The 17,203-nt window shown below is 63.8% G+C and carries 16 protein-coding genes; 7 read left to right on the top strand and 9 right to left on the bottom strand.

What is annotated here, in order from left to right:
• Nucleotides 1-89 precede the first annotated feature (89 nt).
• From RZS28_RS04210 to RZS28_RS04235, 6 genes are all read right to left on the bottom strand, one after another.
• Complete coding sequence (locus RZS28_RS04210; RefSeq protein ID WP_407340016.1) at nt 90-1,592, bottom strand: DUF1254 domain-containing protein; 1,503 nt, start codon at nt 1,590-1,592, stop codon at nt 90-92.
• A 259-nt stretch (nt 1,593-1,851) separates the two neighbouring features.
• The gene (locus RZS28_RS04215; RefSeq protein ID WP_407341036.1) at nt 1,852-2,901 is read right to left on the bottom strand and encodes a Ppx/GppA phosphatase family protein; all 1,050 of its coding nucleotides are present in this window, start codon (nt 2,899-2,901) and stop codon (nt 1,852-1,854) included.
• Between the two features lie 259 nt (nt 2,902-3,160).
• On the bottom strand, nt 3,161-3,637 hold the full coding sequence (locus RZS28_RS04220) for a hypothetical protein (protein WP_407340018.1): 477 nt from the start codon (nt 3,635-3,637) through the stop codon (nt 3,161-3,163).
• 509 nt (nt 3,638-4,146) lie between these two features.
• On the bottom strand, nt 4,147-5,664 hold the full coding sequence (locus tag RZS28_RS04225; protein ID WP_407340019.1) for a caspase domain-containing protein: 1,518 nt from the start codon (nt 5,662-5,664) through the stop codon (nt 4,147-4,149).
• A 119-nt stretch (nt 5,665-5,783) separates the two neighbouring features.
• Nucleotides 5,784-6,425: a uracil-DNA glycosylase family protein gene (locus RZS28_RS04230; protein WP_407340021.1), complete on the bottom strand. Its 642-nt coding sequence runs from the start codon at nt 6,423-6,425 to the stop codon at nt 5,784-5,786.
• Nucleotides 6,400-7,143, bottom strand: a complete 744-nt coding sequence (locus RZS28_RS04235) for an MBL fold metallo-hydrolase (RefSeq protein ID WP_407340023.1) — start codon at nt 7,141-7,143, stop codon at nt 6,400-6,402. Before RZS28_RS04235 ends, RZS28_RS04230 begins: the two co-directional genes overlap by 26 nt.
• A gap of 579 nt (nt 7,144-7,722) precedes the next feature.
• Here RZS28_RS04235 and RZS28_RS04240 point away from each other — a divergent pair.
• From RZS28_RS04240 to groL, 3 genes are read left to right on the top strand one after another with little or no spacing between them, the layout of a single operon-like run.
• Nucleotides 7,723-9,279, top strand: a complete 1,557-nt coding sequence (locus RZS28_RS04240; protein ID WP_407340025.1) for a sensor histidine kinase — start codon at nt 7,723-7,725, stop codon at nt 9,277-9,279.
• A 31-nt stretch (nt 9,280-9,310) separates the two neighbouring features.
• Complete coding sequence (locus RZS28_RS04245; RefSeq protein WP_407340027.1) at nt 9,311-9,559, top strand: hypothetical protein; 249 nt, start codon at nt 9,311-9,313, stop codon at nt 9,557-9,559.
• 45 nt (nt 9,560-9,604) lie between these two features.
• Nucleotides 9,605-11,236: a chaperonin GroEL gene (gene groL / locus RZS28_RS04250; protein ID WP_407340029.1), complete on the top strand. Its 1,632-nt coding sequence runs from the start codon at nt 9,605-9,607 to the stop codon at nt 11,234-11,236.
• A gap of 179 nt (nt 11,237-11,415) precedes the next feature.
• On the opposite strand, the gene RZS28_RS04255 is transcribed toward groL, so the two are convergent.
• Nucleotides 11,416-11,868, bottom strand: a complete 453-nt coding sequence (locus RZS28_RS04255; RefSeq protein ID WP_407340031.1) for a hypothetical protein — start codon at nt 11,866-11,868, stop codon at nt 11,416-11,418.
• A 335-nt stretch (nt 11,869-12,203) separates the two neighbouring features.
• On the opposite strand from RZS28_RS04255, the gene RZS28_RS04260 reads away from it, so the two are divergent.
• On the top strand, nt 12,204-13,751 hold the full coding sequence (locus RZS28_RS04260) for a S10 family peptidase (protein ID WP_407340032.1): 1,548 nt from the start codon (nt 12,204-12,206) through the stop codon (nt 13,749-13,751).
• Between the two features lie 11 nt (nt 13,752-13,762).
• Here the strand turns inward: RZS28_RS04260 and RZS28_RS04265 are convergent, their stop codons facing one another.
• Together RZS28_RS04265 and cobT are read right to left on the bottom strand one after the other, a co-directional pair.
• Complete coding sequence (locus tag RZS28_RS04265) at nt 13,763-13,930, bottom strand: hypothetical protein (RefSeq protein WP_407340034.1); 168 nt, start codon at nt 13,928-13,930, stop codon at nt 13,763-13,765.
• A 72-nt stretch (nt 13,931-14,002) separates the two neighbouring features.
• Nucleotides 14,003-15,028: a nicotinate-nucleotide--dimethylbenzimidazole phosphoribosyltransferase gene (gene cobT / locus RZS28_RS04270; RefSeq protein WP_407340036.1), complete on the bottom strand. Its 1,026-nt coding sequence runs from the start codon at nt 15,026-15,028 to the stop codon at nt 14,003-14,005.
• A gap of 385 nt (nt 15,029-15,413) precedes the next feature.
• Between cobT and RZS28_RS04275 the strand changes: the two genes are divergently transcribed.
• From RZS28_RS04275 to RZS28_RS04285, 3 genes are all read left to right on the top strand, one after another.
• Nucleotides 15,414-15,674 (top strand): hypothetical protein, encoded by a 261-nt coding sequence (locus RZS28_RS04275; RefSeq protein WP_407340038.1) that lies wholly within the window; start codon nt 15,414-15,416, stop codon nt 15,672-15,674.
• A gap of 99 nt (nt 15,675-15,773) precedes the next feature.
• Complete coding sequence (locus RZS28_RS04280) at nt 15,774-16,565, top strand: adenosylcobinamide-GDP ribazoletransferase (RefSeq protein WP_407340040.1); 792 nt, start codon at nt 15,774-15,776, stop codon at nt 16,563-16,565.
• Between the two features lie 108 nt (nt 16,566-16,673).
• Nucleotides 16,674-17,171 (top strand): TIGR00645 family protein, encoded by a 498-nt coding sequence (locus RZS28_RS04285; protein ID WP_407340042.1) that lies wholly within the window; start codon nt 16,674-16,676, stop codon nt 17,169-17,171.
• The last annotated feature ends 32 nt before the right edge of the window (nt 17,172-17,203 follow it).

The following is a 17,203-nucleotide window of genomic DNA, read 5'->3' on the forward strand; positions in this document are numbered from 1 at the left end:
AATAAATTTGACCCGCGATATGGCGCCTATGTCACGCTCACGATTTTTCTTGGGCGGGATTTGGACAAGTTTTGAGTTTTGCGCTGCTGCTACTCCGCAACCACAATCGGCGGAAGCGGAAAGGCGTCGGGCTCCGTCTGCGCGCGGATCAAAGCCTCTCCGGGCGCATAGGCGCGTAGAATCAAATAATAAGCCCCCGCCGGCGCAGGCAGCCAGTTTGTTTCCTTCTCGCCGCCCGAGCTGTTCTTTTGGAGATAGATCGTCAAGGAGCCGTCCGGATTGAGCTTGAGCGTCTTGTCGTCGCTCCCGAGCGAATAGCGGTTGATCGGATTTGGGACGGTGTAATTATTTGCGAGGTCATACAGGGTCAGCGACCAGAAGCCCGGCTCGACATAGGGCGGCAGCACTTTGAAGGTAATCGCGTATTTATTGGCGCCCGTGAGGCGCTCGCCGTCGCTGCCGGTGAGGCCGCCAATATAGATGGCTTCGCGCGGCGTGTTCGCCGTCAATCCGTTCCGCGCGGTGCTCGCCCGATTGTAGTAATCGGTTCCAAAATTGCCGATCGTCGGCGCGGGGACAACCCAGCCGTTGCGGAAGCCGCCGCTCGGAAGCAAGGCAAGATCGGCCCCGATCTTCTTGGCGACCTTGCCCAAGGCGTCCGCCACGACCGGAGGGACCTTGGCGCGATCCCATGGCTTTCCGGCTGCAAGCCCCAACGGCTTGAACAGCGGCAGAAGCGCCGTCACCTGGTCATTCGGAGGCGGGTTCTCGGCCATGGCCTCGCCAAGAATCTCCCAGAACTGAAGCGGGTCCTTGAAGGCCAAGGCGCTGACCGGCAGCTTCGGGTCTGAAAATTCGGGCGCGGCATAGTGATAGGTCGGGGCCGCCGGCGGCTTCTTGCCCGTGGCTTCCGCGAGCCCCTGCACCGTGATCGCATCGAGGACGGCCTTGGCCGCCGGCAGATCGTGTCTATTGATCACATGAACCCTCGGCTGGACCAAGACCCAGCGCGTCGGCGAATCGATCCGCTTCACATTTGCCGGCAGCTTCCCCTTCCAGCCGGGGCCGACGAGAGCGAATTTACCGCCTTTGTAGCCCGTCGCGACCCCGCCCGCATAGGCGAAGGCGTTGGTCCAAAAATCCACGATCTCGACCATGTAGTAGCGGCCATGCGAGTCCGGGACGGTCAGGATGATCGGCTCCGCGGCGAGATCGAGAAAGCCGAAGCCGTAGAGCGTGTTCACGTTCGGCATCACATAGCCCGCCTCCTGCGAAAGCTCAGGCGTCGAAATGTCCTCCATGCGCCAGATCGCGTTCACGGCGGCCTTGGGATGCGGGCCGACCGCGTCATTGTAGCGAAGGCTGTACATAGTGACGAGCGGCGAACCCCAGGATGCAGCGGCGACGGCGAGCGCCTCGGAATAGGCCGACAGAGCATTATTGGCCCGCTCGGCCGCCGCCGTCGCGAGCGCTGTCGCCTTCGGCGCCGCAGCTTTAACAGCCGTCTGCGAGCGGGGCGTCTCGGCGAATGCGGCGCTCGCCACGATCAAGCCGACGGCGGCAAGCGCTGTGCAAATCGGGCGGCGGCGCAAGGCTCGCCATCCTTTGTCGGATCTTGTCGCCATAGAGATCTTTATCCCCCGAAGCCAAAGCATTTTGCAGCGTGGCTGGAATTGGCGCGCGACGGAAAATGCGAATGAAACGATCGTGGCGCGCCCTCATAAGTCGCTCTTAATCTCGAGAGCGAATGCGCCAGTCCAGCGATTGACGAATGTCAATTTGGGAAACTATTTCGTCGCGCTTAAAAGTCCGTAACGCTCCAGCCGCGCGCCTTAGGCCGGTGATCGCGGCTCACGCCCCGTCGGCGCTCATGAGCTGGAGCAATATGCCTTCGCGCAGGCCGCGGTCGGCGATACGGACGCGATCGGCCGGAAAAGCGCGGCGGATCGCCTCAAGAATGGCGCAGCCGGCGAGCACTAGATCGGCGCGGCCAAGCCCGATGCAGCCATTGGCGGCGCGCTCGCCATAAGTCATCCTGCGCAAAACTGCGACGGCTTGATTCACTTCATCGCTCGACATCCACAGACCGTCGACGCGGCGCCGATCATATCGCGTAAGCCCGAGAAACACCCCGGCGATCGTCGTGACGGTCCCGGAGGTGCCGAGGAGATGGAAGCGCTGGCAGCGACGCTCCGCGCCCACCATGACGACGAAGCTCTGCAGCTCATAGGCGACATGTTCGATCATCGCCTCGAAGACCGCATCGGATACTTCGAGGCCGCCGAATCTTTCCGCCAAGGTCACGACCCCGAGCTTCAGGGAGACCCAGAAGCGAACCCTTTCGCGCAACGCGAGATCAATAGGCTGCTGCGCGCCGGCGCGCGAGCCCCCGCCGGCGCGGCCGAGCCAGACGATTTCAGAAGATCCGCCGCCAATGTCGAATAAAAGCACGCCCTCGGCGGCCGCATCGGCAAGCGAAGCCGAGCCCGCCGCCGCGAGATGCGCCTCCGTTTCGCGGTCCACGATCTCCAGTTCGAGACCGATCTCCTCGCGGACCCTGGCGAGGAATTCGGCTCCGTTTTGCGCCGACCGACAGGCCTCGGTCGCGATCAGGCGGGCGCGGGTGACGCCGCGCGCGCGCATCTTGTCGCGGCAGACTTCGAGCGCGCCGAGCGTGCGCTCGATCGCTTCTTCGCTGAGGCGGCCGGTTCGCGACAGGCCTTCGCCGAGCCTCACGATGCGGGAGAAGGAATCGATGACTCGAAATTCGGGTCGTCCGGTTCGGTCCGGCCCTGGCCGCGCGATCAACAAGCGGCAATTATTCGTGCCAAGATCGAGCGCGGCATAGACATGCTCGCGTCCCGGCCGATGCGGCGGCCGGGCGAAGCGGCCGGTGAGAATACCAGCTTGATCGGCGCCGGGTCCGCCCGAACCCGCGCCGATAAAGTTGCTATTGCCGCTTATGCCGGACGCCGACGCCGGCGGCGCGGAACTCGACGCCGCGCCTGTGCTCTCCACTGGTCCCACTTCTCACTCCCGAAGCCTTGGACGGGAACGCTGATCCGCTGCGGCAATTCGCGAGTGTAACAACGGCTTGCGCAAACGCCAAGCGCCGGCGCCATTGCGAGCGCCGCCGTAAGGCTCCCCTGTCATGGCGCTCCTAGCGGCGTGGCTCTTCGGCTTCTGACCCTGGAGGCTTTTTCACCTGCGAGGGCTTGCCCTGCACCGAAGGCTGAGGCTGAGGCTGAGGCTTCGCCTGCGGCGGCGGCGGCGGAGGCTTGTTCTCCTGCTGATGCAGCGGCGCCTGGGGAACCCTCACTTCCGGCGCCGGCGGCGCCTTGATTGGCGCTGGGGCAGGCGCAGGCGCTTTAGGCTGCACGACAGGCGCGTTCGGATGGACCGCTGCGGGTTCAGGGGGCTTCGGCTTTGCTTGCGGCGCGGGTTGAGGCGTGACTCTTTCCTGCGGGGCAGTCGGCGGCGGAACGCCTTGGACGCCTTGCTTTGGCGCGGGGGCTTCGGCGCTGACGGCGCGGCTCCCGGAACCGCAGCCCCGGCCGGAGCTTGCGGCTGATGCGCCCTTGGCTCGACGCCAGACGGCATGGCTCGTACCTTGCGGCAAAGCATGGTTTGGTTGCATCGCTCCTGGGATCGGAGCCTGCGCTCCCGGCGTTGTAGGCGGCGTCGGCTTCGGCGCCAGGCGCCCGGTTGCCCTGACGGCGGCAGGCCCGTGCCTTGCGGCAACGCATGGTTCGGCTGCGCCGCGCCCGGAATCGGAGCCTGCGCTCCCGGCGTCGCCGGCGACCCCGTTGCCCAGCCGGCGTGGGCAGCTCCTTGTCTTGCGGCAACGCGTGGTTCGGCTGCGCCGTGCCCGGAATCGGAGCCTGCGCTCCCGGCGTCACAAGCGGCGTTGGCCTTGCCGCCGGAGGCGCCGGGTTGCCCTGACGGCGGCAGGCCCGTGCCTTGCGGCAACGCATGGTTCGGCTGCGCCGCGCCCGGAATCGGAGCCTGCGCTCCCGGCGTCAAGCGGCGTTGGCCTTGCCGCCGGAGCGCCGGGTTGCCCTGACGGCGGCAGGCCCGTGCCTTGCGGCAACGCATGGTTCGGCTGCGCCGCGCGCCTGGAATCGGAGCCTCCCGGCGCTCCCGGCGTCACAAGCGGCGTTGGCCTTGCCGCCGGAGCGCCCGGTTGCGCGGACGGCGGCGCGGCTGGACCGCCTGGCTGGTTAGCTCCCGGTCCCCTGCACCCGGTCCGCCGCCTCCCGGCCCAATCGGTCCCTGTTGACCAAAATTCTGCTGAATGACGACGCCCTGCGGGGCTCCCGGCTGCGCGAAAGGCAAAGGGATCGGAATTGGGATCGGTAGAAAGCCTGGGCCTTGCGGCGGAGGCGGCGGCGCAAGCTCGATGAACTCCACTGGCCGCGGCGGCAGGAAATAGACCGGCGGCGGCGGAGGCGGCGGATAATCTCCGAGGTCAAACATGATGACGGGCCGGTCGATGATCTCATATTCGACCGGCGGCGGCGGCGGCAAGCCGCCGAAATCATAAACGTCAAAACGCGGCGGCGGCTCGAACGGCGCCGACAGGATCGCAAGCCTGCGGCGGGCGTCCCAGAAATGCGGCCCGCGCGGGTAGCGGCGCATATAGCTCCAATAGGCGTTGGGCGCATTCGCCTCGACCGCGCGACGCCAGCTCAGAGCCTCCCGCCGCGCCGCGAGCAGAGCGCGCACGCGGCGCGCCATCCTGTCATCCGGATAGGCGGCGAGGAATTCCTGATAGCCCGCAATCGTATCGCGTTCGATCGCGGCGGCGTAAGCCTCCTCAACTGGAAATTGCTGAATCGGCCGCGACTGGAAGGCGGCATAGTTCTGCCCCTCGACAGAAGGCGGAGCCTTCGGGTTGCCGGCGAGCAGGACGACCGGCGGCTGAATGTTCGAGACATCCCACGGCACGAAGGCGCCCCGCGTGACTTCATTGACCCTGAGGCGGATGCGGGAAAAGACCTCGTCGATCGGCGCGCCGCCTTCCCGCAGCATTTCCGCCAAGGCGGCGGCATAGGCGCCATAGGGCCCCGGTTCGTCGGGCGCGATCGTGCCGGGCCCGGCGTTGAAGGCGTAGAGCGATCCAGGCTCCGGCTCGACGAGCGCGAGGCCGCCGGCGAGCGGCTGGCCGCTTTTTGCGAATGAATTGGCCCGCGCGGCGTCGATCACGACGATCCGCGCGCGTAAGGGCAGCGCCGCGAGCGCGCGGGTGAAATCGGAGATGCGAAGGGCCTCGATCGGAATATCCGAGTCGCGCGCGATGACCGCCTCGACCGGAGCGAAATAGTTCTCTCCCTCATATTGCAGCCCGCGGCCGGACAGATAGACGAAGGCGATCGCGTCCGGCCCCGCTTGCGCCGCGCGGCCGAGGAAATCGCGAAATGCGCGCCGAAGCGAATCCTGGTCCAGGTTCGCGGCGCCGCTCACCTCGAAACCTTCAGCCCGCAAAGTCTCGGCGATGAGCCCGGCGTCATTGGCCGGCGTAGTCAAGGCGCCCGAGCGATAGTCGGCGTTCCCGATCACGAGAGCGAGCCGAGGTTCGGCGCGCTGAGCCCGAACGTCGGTCGAAAATGAAAGGAGAACCGCCAAACCGGCGATGACGAGGCAGTCGATCATTGATCTTGTCATGTTCAGCTTTCAGCGCCGCAAGGCGAATCGGAGCAGGGCTTTGTCAGCATCAAAGAAGGCTATTGCGGCTGAACATTGGCTGAATGTTCAGGCTTGGCTTCATTCGGCTCGCGCGGGCTTCAGCCGATCGCGCGCGCCACTTCGGCCCGAAGCATTGGCAGGACCTCGACCTCGAACCAGGGGTTGCGCTTGATCCAGCCGCTGTTGCGCCAGGAGGGATGCGGCAGCGCAATGATCCGCTGTCCGTCGCCGCAAAATTCAGATGCGCGCCGCACGACGTCGTCGACGCGCAAGCCCTTCGGGAGAGGCCGCCCGATTCGCTGGAAATGATAATCCTGCGCGTACCGCCCTATGGCGAGGACGCATTCGAGTTGAGGCAGGCGCCGGAAAAGCTCGTCATGCCAGGCGTCCCGGCATTCGGGGCGCGGCGGCAGATCGCCCTTGTGGGCGTCATGGCCTGGAAAGCAAAATCCCATTGGAACGATGGCGACTTTCGCCTCATCATAGAAGGCTTCGCGCGAAACGCCCATCCATTGACGAAGACGATCGCCTGAGGCGTCATTGAACGAGAGCCCGGTCGCATGAACGCGCACGCCCGGAGCCTGGCTCGCGACAAGAAGACGCGCGGTCGACGACACCCGCAGAACCGGACGCGGCTCGTGCGGTAGCGCAGTCTTGCGCGGCGCCTCGAGACAGAGACGGCACGCCCTTATGCGATCGGCGAACGCCGCGAGCTCAGAGGTCAAAAACCTGTCCGTCATGGGCGATCGCGAGGCCAGCTTGCTCCATTTCGGCCCGGCGCAACATGGCGGATTCGCCCAAATGCGTGGCGACGATCCGCTTCGCCGAAAAGCCCGGAAGATTGGCTTTGAGAGTCGGCCAATCCATGTGATTGGGCGCAAGCTCGGCGCCGGAATAACACTCGACGATAAAGACGTCGGCCTGCGCCGCAAGATCGAACAATGCCGCAGTCCAGGCCGTGTCGCCGGAATAGGCGAAGACGCTGTTCCCATCGTCGAGCCGCACGCCGGTCGAGAGGCCGCCGGATTGGTGGACGACCTCGAAGGTTTCAAGCGTCAGTCCGCCGGCTTTTGTTTTTCTGCGGGCGAGAATCTCCTCGACGCGCCAAGGAAAGCTCCAGCGCAGATTTTTCGCGCCGGGAAAAAAGGCCTCCAGAGCCACGTCGAGCCTCTGCTTGAATCCGGGCGGCCCGATCAGCTCCAAAGGCTTCGTCCTACCCTCGACGAATTGACAATCGAGCAGCAGAAACGGCAGGCCGCCGAAATGGTCGCCATGAAGATGCGAGATCACGATTGCGTCGACAGCGTCGAAACTGAACCCAAGACTTTTCCAGGCCCCGATCGAGCCGGCGCCGAAATCGACGATGGTCGCAGATCCTTCTGAATCGATCCTGAAGCAGGTATGAGCCCGGCCTCCGGTTCCAAAGGCGTCCCCAGATCCGACAATAGTAATTTTCATTGACCGCCTACATCATTCAACACTATGCGAACGCTTGTCTCTTATCGATACTAAATATCGTCGACGCCCGCAGCATGTTCGCCTGGGCAGCGTGTTTTATGAGCTCATAAACGCACATTGCTAATTGATGTATTAAAAGCGTTATTTGCATTCATCAATGATCCGCTCAACCTCATCTACCTCTCTGAAATACAATTGCATCAGCGTTAAGTCTTTAATTAGACCGCGCCGATGATGCGCTGTGTGCGCCAGCGCACATTCGGCCTTTCTCGCGGTCAAGGCGCAAGCTTGTCCGAACCCCAAGCAGGCCCCCTTTAAAGCGGAAGCGCGAGGCAATCCTCATAAAGGACAACCCGACCCTCATAAAGGACAACCCGACCTCGATTAAAGCGAGGCGCGCGGCGGTCCGACTACGGCGCATTGGCGTATGTTTTCGCGCGCGCCAATCGGATCGCCAGCCCCGATCCGGCTCCGGATGCGATCAATTTCAACGGTTGCATGAGGCTGTCATTAATCTTTTTCCGGCAGCGTCTGCGAAACCTTTCTTTCGCAGCGTGAATTGAGCGGGTCTTCGAGAGGATGACAGAAGTCGCCGCAGAAATGATCGCGCGCGGGCGCAGCGGCGATTCGGCGCTTGCCGCGGAGCCCGGGCGCCTCGCCGTCAAGTTGCGCAAGGCGCGGGCCAAACTGAGCTCATCGGGCTCGGGCCATCGCGATTTCGACATTGCGCTGCTCCGGCTGTTCGCGAAGGGCCGACGTTCCTCGGGACCGGCCGTGGCGGCTCTGAGCGGGGTCGTCGCTGCGATCGCCGCGACCTGGGTGGCCGTCGACGCGGTCCTGGCTTGGCTCTGCGTCAATGTCGCCGCTCTGAGCCTGGCCTATCGCCTCGCCGGCCAATTCCTAGACGCGCCCCGCGCCGACATCGACGTCGATCGGCAGCGCCGCAACTTCATCATCGCGGAGACGGTCCAGGGGGTCATTTGGGCGAGCATCGTCTGTCTCGTCAGCCGCGCTGACGATCCGGCGGCGCGCACCTCCGCGCTCATCATGCTTTTGCTGGTCGCCGCCGTGAACGCGACAGTCACATCGTCGATTCCGGCGGCCGTCTACGGCGCCTTGACGCCGATGGCCTTGACGATCGCCATATTCCTGCGCCCGACAAGCCTCTGGGACGGCGCGATGCCGCTCATCGCCCTGGCTTTCGGGACGCAAGTCTATTTCATGCTGCTCGCGCGGAAGCTCCATGCGGCCTCGCTCGAAGCGCTCTCGTTTCAAGCCGAAAAGGACGAATTGATCGCCGAGCTCGAACGCGCCAAGACGAATAGCGATCTCGCGCGGCGCCGGGCCGAAGAAGCTAATCTGGCCAAGTCCCGTTTCCTCGCCACGATGAGCCACGAGCTGCGCACGCCGCTCAACGCGATCCTCGGCTTTTCCGAGGTCATGAAGGGCGAATTGTTCGGATCCCACATGGTCGCCTCCTACAAGGAATATTCAAACGACATCCATTCGAGCGGTCAGCATCTTTTGATGCTCATCAACGAGATCCTTGATCTGTCGCGGATTGAAGCCGGCCGTTTCGAGCTGAAGGAGGAGCCCGTCGCGCTCTCCCATATCGTCGAGGATTGCCGGCACTTGCTGGCCTTGCGCGCAAAGAAGCGCAACATCGCGCTGGAAGAGTCCGTGGAGCTCAGCTTGCCGCGGATTTGGGCCGACGAGCGCGCGGTTCGCCAGGTCGTCCTGAACCTTCTGTCGAACGCGATCAAATTCACCCCGCCGGGGGGTACGATCAAGATCAAGATCGGCTGGACGGCGAGCGGCGGCGAATATTTCTCGGTTCGCGACAGCGGACCGGGCATCCCCGAAGATGAGATCCCGATCATCATGTCCTCCTTCGGCCGCGGCACGCTCGCCCAGAAAAACGCCGAGGAGGGGTCCGGCCTCGGCCTGCCGATCGTGAAAGGTCTTGTCGAGCTCCACGGCGGGGCGTTCACCCTGAAGTCCAAGCTTCATGAAGGCACGGAAGTCGTCGTGATTTTCCCGCCGGGCCGGGTGCTGGAGGCGCCCTCCGCCGAACCAGAAAGCTCGGCGTCGAAGACGAGGCGCAGATCCAGGCGCGAGGCCTGTTCCGCAGCCTGAGGACACAGCCAACAGAGGCCCCGCCCGCGTCTTGACAAGCCGCAGCGGCGCTCTACCTCCAATTGACGTGCTGGCGCTCAAATCGACGAGCGCCGAGAGTCTATTTTTCATCTTTTCGCCGCGGTCATGCGTTGGTTCTGGCGATCCGGCGAGTTTATCCCTTGACGCGAAAACCCGGGACCGCATCTTCTTCGGGAAGGGGTCGGGCGCGGAGGTCAAGATCGACGGCGAGGATCTCCTCATCATGAAGGAAAGCGACATCCTGGGCGTCGCCGGCTGATCCGGCCCTTCGCACCGGTTTTCTCCACACAGGGGTTGAACGACAATGGCTGCCAAAGACGTCCGTTTCTCAACCGACGCGCGCGATCGAATCCTGCGCGGCGTCGAGATTCTCAACAATGCGGTGAAAATCACCCTTGGCCCGAAAGGCCGCAATGTCGTCATTGAAAAATCCTTCGGCGCGCCCCGCATCAGCAAGGACGGCGTGACCGTCGCCAAGGAAATCGAGCTTTCCGACAAGTTCGAGAATCTCGGCGCGCAGCTCGTGCGCGAAGTGGCCTCCAAGCAGCATGACGCGGCCGGCGACGGCACGACGACCGCGACCGTCCTCGCGGCTTCGATCGCGCGCGAAGGAGCCAAGGCGGTCGCCGCCGGCCTCAATCCGATGGATCTGAAGCGCGGCATCGATCTCGCGGTCGAAGCCATTGTCGCGGATCTCAAGAAGAACTCGAAGAAGGTCACGTCGAACGACGAAATCGCCCAGGTCGGCACGATTTCCGCCAATGGCGATCGGTTCATCGGCGAGGAAATCGCCAAGGCGATGCAGAAGGTCGGCAATGAAGGCGTGATCACGGTCGAGGAGGCGAAGAGCCTCGACACTGAAACCGAGATTGTCGAAGGCATGCAGTTCGATCGCGGCTATCTCTCCCCCTATTTCGTCACCAATACGGAGAAGATGATCGCCGAGCTCGAAGATCCTTACGTCCTTATTCACGAGAAGAAGCTGTCTTCGCTGCAGGCTCTGCTGCCGGTTCTCGAAGCGGTCGTGCAGACCGGCAAGCCTTTGCTGATCATCGCCGAGGACGTCGAGGGCGAGGCGCTCGCAACGCTCGTCGTCAACAAGCTGCGCGGCGGCTTGAAGGTCGCCGCCGTGAAGGCGCCTGGCTTCGGCGACCGCCGCAAGGCCATGCTCGAAGACATAGCGATCCTCACTGCGGGCCAGCTGATCTCCGAGGAGCTCGGCATCAAGCTCGAGAATGTGACGCTGCCCCTGCTCGGCCGCGCCAAGCGCATCCGCATCGACAAGGAAGCCACCACGATCATCGACGGCGGCGGGGAAAAGAAAGACATTCAAGCGCGCATCGCGCAGATCAAGGCGCAGATCGAAGAAACCACCTCGGACTATGACCGCGAGAAGCTGCAGGAGCGTCTCGCCAAGCTCGCGGGCGGCGTCGCGGTGATTCGCGTCGGCGGCGCGACCGAAGTCGAAGTGAAGGAAAAGAAGGACCGCGTTGACGACGCCCTCAACGCCACCCGCGCGGCTGTCGAGGAAGGCATTTCTCCTGGCGGCGGCGTCGCCTTGCTGCGCGCGATCAAGGCCCTCGACGCGGTCAAGACCGGCAATCCCGATCAGAAGACAGGCGTCGACATCGTCCGCAAGGCGATCCAGGCTCCCGCGCGCCAAATCGTCGACAACGCTGGCGCCGATGGCGCCGTGGTTGTCGGCAAGCTGCTCGAATCCAACGATTATAGCTATGGCTACAACGCCCAGACAGGCGAATATGGCGATCTCGTCAAGCTCGGCATCATCGATCCGACCAAAGTGGTGCGCACAGCGATCCAGGACTCCGCTTCGATCGCCGGCCTGATCGTCACCACCGAAGTGACGATCACAGAGCAGCCGAAGAAAGAGGCTCCGGGGCTCCCGCCGGGCGGCGGCATGGGCATGGATTACTGAACTCGACTCCCGCCGTACTCGCTACGAAGCGCCGCCGAGCTTTTTTGAAGCCGGCGGCGACGCCCATTAGAGCGCTTCCCGATCAGATGGAGTCATCTGATCGAAAAGGAATCGCTCAAATTCAAAGAGTTGGAGCATGTTCTGGTCGAAAAAGTCGGTCAACTTTTTCGGAACATGCTCTAATAGTCGCGATAATAGCCGCCGAAAAAGGGCGTCCCGACGCCGTCGAATGGGTCGAAGACCCCATGATGATGACCATAGCCGTAGCCGCCCCAGTACGGGTAGCTATAAACGGCCGTGCTGGCTATGGCGAAGCCAATGTCGTTGGCGACCTGCATGGCGTGGCGTTGCCGCCAACGCCAGGCGCCAATACGGTACTGCCATGGCAATGGATAAAAGCCCAACCCGCTCTCGGGATCGCCGACGAGGGCCGCAAAATGGGAAGGCCGGCCGCGCAAGTGGCCGGGAGCATATCTAACCCCTACGAATCCGGCGCGGGCGGCTTTGGCATGGGCGCGATGAGCGCCGGGATGCCTTGAACTTGCCGAGGCGGACGCAGGCGCAGCGTCAAAAAATGCAAGCGTCGCGATGACCGCCAACGCCGATGCCGACGCCGCCTTTCGAAAGAACATTTATCTTCATCTCCAGATATTTCATGAACCGCAAGCATGGGTTTTGTCACGGCCTAACGCCCGATCGCCTGCGGCGTTCCGCGGCAGATCGAAGAACGATCTTCACTCTTTGCTGACCGACCGGGCCCGCGCAATGTAGCGGCAATTCGAACCGCTCCAAGACTCTTTCGCATCAAGCCTTTGTGCAGGGCGCTTCGCGAGATAGGCTGATAGAAAGGCGGCGACGCCGGCGCGCCCGCGCCCAACGAGCAATTTGAAGCTTTTTTTCACCGCGCTCGGCGCCCGCCGAGCCTTATGAGGGATGAGCCGGAGTGATTTCACGATCGATGACATTCATGCGCGACGTTCTGAGATCGATGCTCGCGGCGGTTTTGCTCGGGCTCGCAGCCGCTTCGCCCGCGGCGGCGGAAGAACCGCCGGCGCCGGGTCAGACTGAACAGGCGGCGTCCAAACCGGCGTCGGCCGAGCACGCGCAGCCGCCCGCGACGACCCCGCCAAATCCTCTGCCGCCGGCCGTGACGACCTCGCATTCGATCACTCTTCCGGGACGCAGCCTGAACTTCATAGCGATCGCCGGCGCCATCCGTTTGAGCGATGCGCAAAGCGGCGCGCCGCAGGCCGACATCGCAACCCTGGCCTTCCTCCTCGCCGGCGCCGATCCCGCCAAACGCCCGGTCACTTTTGTCGTCAATGGCGGTCCTGGCGCCGGATCGGCCTGGCTCGACCTCGGCGCGCTGGGGCCGTGGCGCCTGCCGCTCAATGGCGGACCGCGCTCGCCATCCGCGCCTCCGATCGCGATCGAAAACGCCGACACCTGGCTCGATTTCACCGATCTCGTCTTCATCGATCCGCCCGGAACGGGCTATAGCCGAATCCTGGCCAAGGGTGAGGACGCGCCGCATCGCTTCTATTCCGTCAACGGCGACATCGAGGCGCTCGCCGTTGCGATCCGCAAATGGCTTTCCGCGAACAAGAGGCTCGAGAGCCCGAAATTTATCGTCGGGGAAAGCTATGGCGGCTTTCGCGCGCCGAAGCTCGCGCATCGCCTGCAGGACGCGGAAGGCGTAGGAATCGAAGGCCTCGTGCTGATCTCGCCAGTCCTCGACTTCGCCTGGTTCGAAGGCGGCAATAATCCGCTGACCTTCGTCACGAGGCTGCCCTCGCAGGCCGCCGCTGCGCGCGGCCTCGACGGCGCCGACGGCCGCGCCGGCCTCGCCGATGTCGAAGCCTATGCGACCGGCCCCTATCTCGCCGACCTCCTGCGCGGCGAGCGCGACCCTCAAGCGCTCGCGAGGGCAAGTGAAAAGGTCGCGAGCCTCACAGGCCTCGATCCCGCGCTCGTGCGTCAGCTCGGGGGCCGCATCGACATGGCGACATTCGCCCGCGAAAAGGGCCGGGCGAACGGAAAAGTCGCGAGCAATTACGACGCCCGCGTCAGCGGCTTCGACCCAGCGCCGCATGCGGCTTCGAGCGATTATTCCGATCCTATTCTCGACGCGGACAAGACGCTGCTCGCGAGCGCGATGGCGGATCTCACCGCCAATCGCCTGGGCTGGCCGATCGAGGCGCGCTACGAGATCCTTAATGAAAACGTCAACCGGCAATGGAACTGGGATGGCGGCCGGGGCCGCGCCGAGGCGCTTGGCGATCTGAAACGGGCGCTGGCGATCGACCCGCATCTGCGCGTGCTCGTCGCACATGGGCTAACCGACCAGGTGACCCCCTATTTCGCCTCGAAGCTCCTGCTCGATCAGGTTCCGCCGATGGGCGACCCGGACCGGCTCAGACTCAAGGTCTATGGCGGCGGCCACATGCTCTATTTTGAAGATAAATCCCGCGCGGCCTTGCGCGAGGACGCGCGCAAGCTGATCGAAGGAAAATAGGCGCACGGCGCCTATTCCTCGGCGTCGGTCGACAAGATCACCTCGTCCGGCAGGCCCGCCGTCACGCTCTTTTCAAGATTGACGCCGGCGACGCGGGCGAAAGCCCCATCGCCTTCGAGGAGCACCACGGCTTCGCTCGGCATTTGCCGCAGCGCTTCAATCAGTTGCGCGACTGTCATCGGAGCTCCTTCACAATTGAGCTGGCGGACGTTGGCCTCGGTATTAAATGAAGCAGGATCTGTTCCCAGTTCCTATTCCACGATCTTATCCGCGACATTGGCTTCGGCGAAGGTCGCCATGCCCTTGTGGCAGGCGAGCGCCGCCTGCGCGATCGCGACCGCAAGGGCCGCGCCGGACCCTTCGCCGAGCCGAAGCCCGAGATCAAGCAGCGGCTCCTTGCCGAGCCGCCGCAGCACGTCCCTATGCGCGCCCTCCGCAGAAACATGCCCTGCGAGACAATGGTCAAGCGCCGTCGGATCAAGCGCGTGGAGAATGGCGGCGGCGGCGCAAACGACAAAGCCATCGAGGATGACCGGCACACGCTCGATGCGCGCCGCCAGGATCGCGCCAGCGATCGCCGCGATCTCTCGTCCGCCTAAGCGCCGCATCAGCTCCAAGGGGTCGGCGAGATGCGCGCGGTGGCGCGTCACGGCGGCTTCTACCGCAGCGATTTTGCGCAAAAAACCGCTGTCGTCGACGCCGGCGCCGCGGCCGACCCAATCGGCCGGCGCGCCGCCATAAAGGCCATGATAGATCGCCGCCGCGACGGTCGTGTTGCCGATTCCCATCTCGCCGAGGCACAGAAGATCGACGCCGCCGGCTATGGCCTCCATGCCGTAAGCGAAGGTCGCCGCGGCTGCAGCAGGCTCCATCGCCGGCTCCTCGGTAATATCGCGCGTCGGAATGTCGAGCGCCAGGTCGAAGACTTTCAAGCCAATCCCATAGGCGCCGCAGATCTGGTTGATCGCCGCGCCGCCCGCAGCGAAATTCTCGACCATCGCCCGCGTGACCGAGGCCGGATAGGCCGACACGCCTTTCGCCGTGACGCCATGGTTGCCGGCGAATACGGCGACGAGCGGGCGGTCGATCGTCGGCTCGGGCTTGCCCTGCCAGGCGGCCAGGAAGGCGACAATATCCTCCAGCCGGCCAAGCGAGCCGCGTGGCTTGGTCAATTGCGCCTGCCGCGCCCGCGCCGCCAAGCGCGACTCCTCCGACGCCCTGGGCATTTTGGCGATGAGATCGCGGATCGAATCGAAAGGCGAAGCTTTGGCGTACATTGGGACCCGAAGGCGGGAGGGCGAACCTCTCTTAGAGCATGTTCAGGTAAAGTTGATCGACTTTTTTGAGGGATGCGCCTCAACCCTTTGAATCTAACGGATTCTGTTTCGCCCACCTCCCTCGGTGCGATAGGGCGGGCTTGATCGGCTTCCTTGCAGCGAGATCGGCGCAGCATTCGCCAGAACGAGGCGAATATCGCTTAAATTCAAGAGAGTAACGCCTAGCGCCGGATCGCGCTGACACCTCAGCGAAGGCGCGGCGCGACAAGCTGCCTCACTTTTTGCTGCGCTTGCGATATTGCAATGCAACATTTCCATCCTATCTTAACGCTAAATCGACCTTGGAGGAGGCGCGACGGGCTAAATATCGAATGGAGACAGCATTATGAAATACATCCCTTCTTTGGTCGTCGCCGGGCTGGTTCTCGCCGCCACGGCTTTCAGCTCCGCCGCCGATTGCGCGCCCAAGCTGGACCTTAGCGAGGCTAGGACGGTTGCCGTAGCGCACACCGCCAGCGCGGACGAACCGCGAGTCTATTGCTACAGTGGCGTCAAAGCCGAAGCGGACACCCCCGGCGTCAAGGCCGACACGCTCTATCGCGGCTGGATCTGCGTCCCCGAGAACCCCGCGACGGCGGCGCACTAACGTCGCGCTGCTTGGGCGTTTGACCTCAAGCGCCCAAGCGCTGGCGCGCGCCAGCGCCACAAGCCTCGACAAAAACGCGCCAATAACGGATGAGAAGCAATGCGCCCTGGCTCGTCGCTTCTCATCGACCTTTTGATTTGCCTGCGGTTCGCCACGCGGCTTCCACTCCCGATCCTTGGGGTCGAATCCGCGCCCCATGCGCTTGCGAGCTTTTCCCATGCTCTGCGGCTGCTGCCGATGGCAGGAGCCCTTATCGGCGCGCTTGCGGCTGGAGCGCTCGCAGTTGCGTCCGCTCTCGGCCTTCCGCCTGCCCTTTCCGCGCCGATCGCGATCGGCTTCCTCATTCTTCTCAGCGGCGCATTGCACGAGGACGGCCTCGCCGACTGCGCCGACGGCTTTGGCGGCGGCGCGACGCGGGAGCGCAAGCTCGAAATCATGCAGGATAGCCGGATCGGCGCATTCGGCGCCCTGGCTTTGGCGCTCGCGCTCTATTTGCGCGTCGCGGGCCTCGCGATCATCGCGGGCTGGAGCATCGGTCTGGCGAGCGCCGTCATCATAGGCGCCGCCGCCCTGTCCCGCGCCGCCGCTCTCCTTCCTTTGGTTCTCCTTCCGCCGGCGCGAAGCGGCGGCGCCGGTTTCGCCGCGGGGAAGCCAGAGCCAGCGGCGCTACGCATTGCCTTATCCCTTGGGTGCCTTTTTGCGCTTGCGCCGATTCTGGCCGGAGGCGGAGCAGCCAGAGCCTTGTTCGCCATCGCCGCCGTTTCAGGCGCGGCCCTGGCCTTTGTCGGACTTGCGAGGCGGCAGATCGGCGGCCAAACCGGCGACGTCGCGGGAGCGACCCAGCAGATAGGCGAAATTATTGCTTATCTGGTTTTCGCCGCCGGAAATTGACGCGCCATAGCTGCTATGAAAGGTCGTTCGCCGAGGATCGAATCCATGCGGCATCGCTGAATGCCCAAGGATCGAGCCGGCTACGTGCTCGTTATGAAAGCGCCTACGATGTTGAAACGATCCCTGGAAGCTGTCCTATTCGCCAGCCGATGGCTGCTCGCTCCGTTTTTTCTGACCTTGGTTTTCGGCCTTATCGCGCTCCTCGTCAAAATGGGGCAGCTCATCATCGAGCTCCTGCCCCACCTTTGGCAGACGCATGAATCGGATGTTCTCCTGCAAGTGCTCGGGCTCGTGGACTTGACCTTCGCCAGTTCGCTGATCGTCCTCGTGATCTTCTCGGGCTACGCGAATTTCGTTTCGCGGATCAACCCCGAGCGCAGCGGATCCTGGCCGGAATGGCTGGCGCTGATCGACTTCACCGGCCTGAAGCTGAAACTCATGTCCTCGATTGTCGCGATTTCAGCGATCCAGCTCCTGCGCGCCTTCATGGACGTGAAGAACACGCCCGACCGCGAGCTTTATTGGGACGCCGGCATTCACGTTGTTTTTGTCGTTTCAGCGCTTCTCTTGGCGGTGACCGACCGGCTCTCAACCGAGAAGCATTGAGCCGGCGGCGCTGCGGCGGCGTAACGCCGGCG

The organism is Methylocapsa polymorpha (assembly GCF_045689225.1).
GTDB classification, from domain to species: Bacteria; Pseudomonadota; Alphaproteobacteria; order Rhizobiales; family Beijerinckiaceae; genus Methylocapsa; species Methylocapsa polymorpha.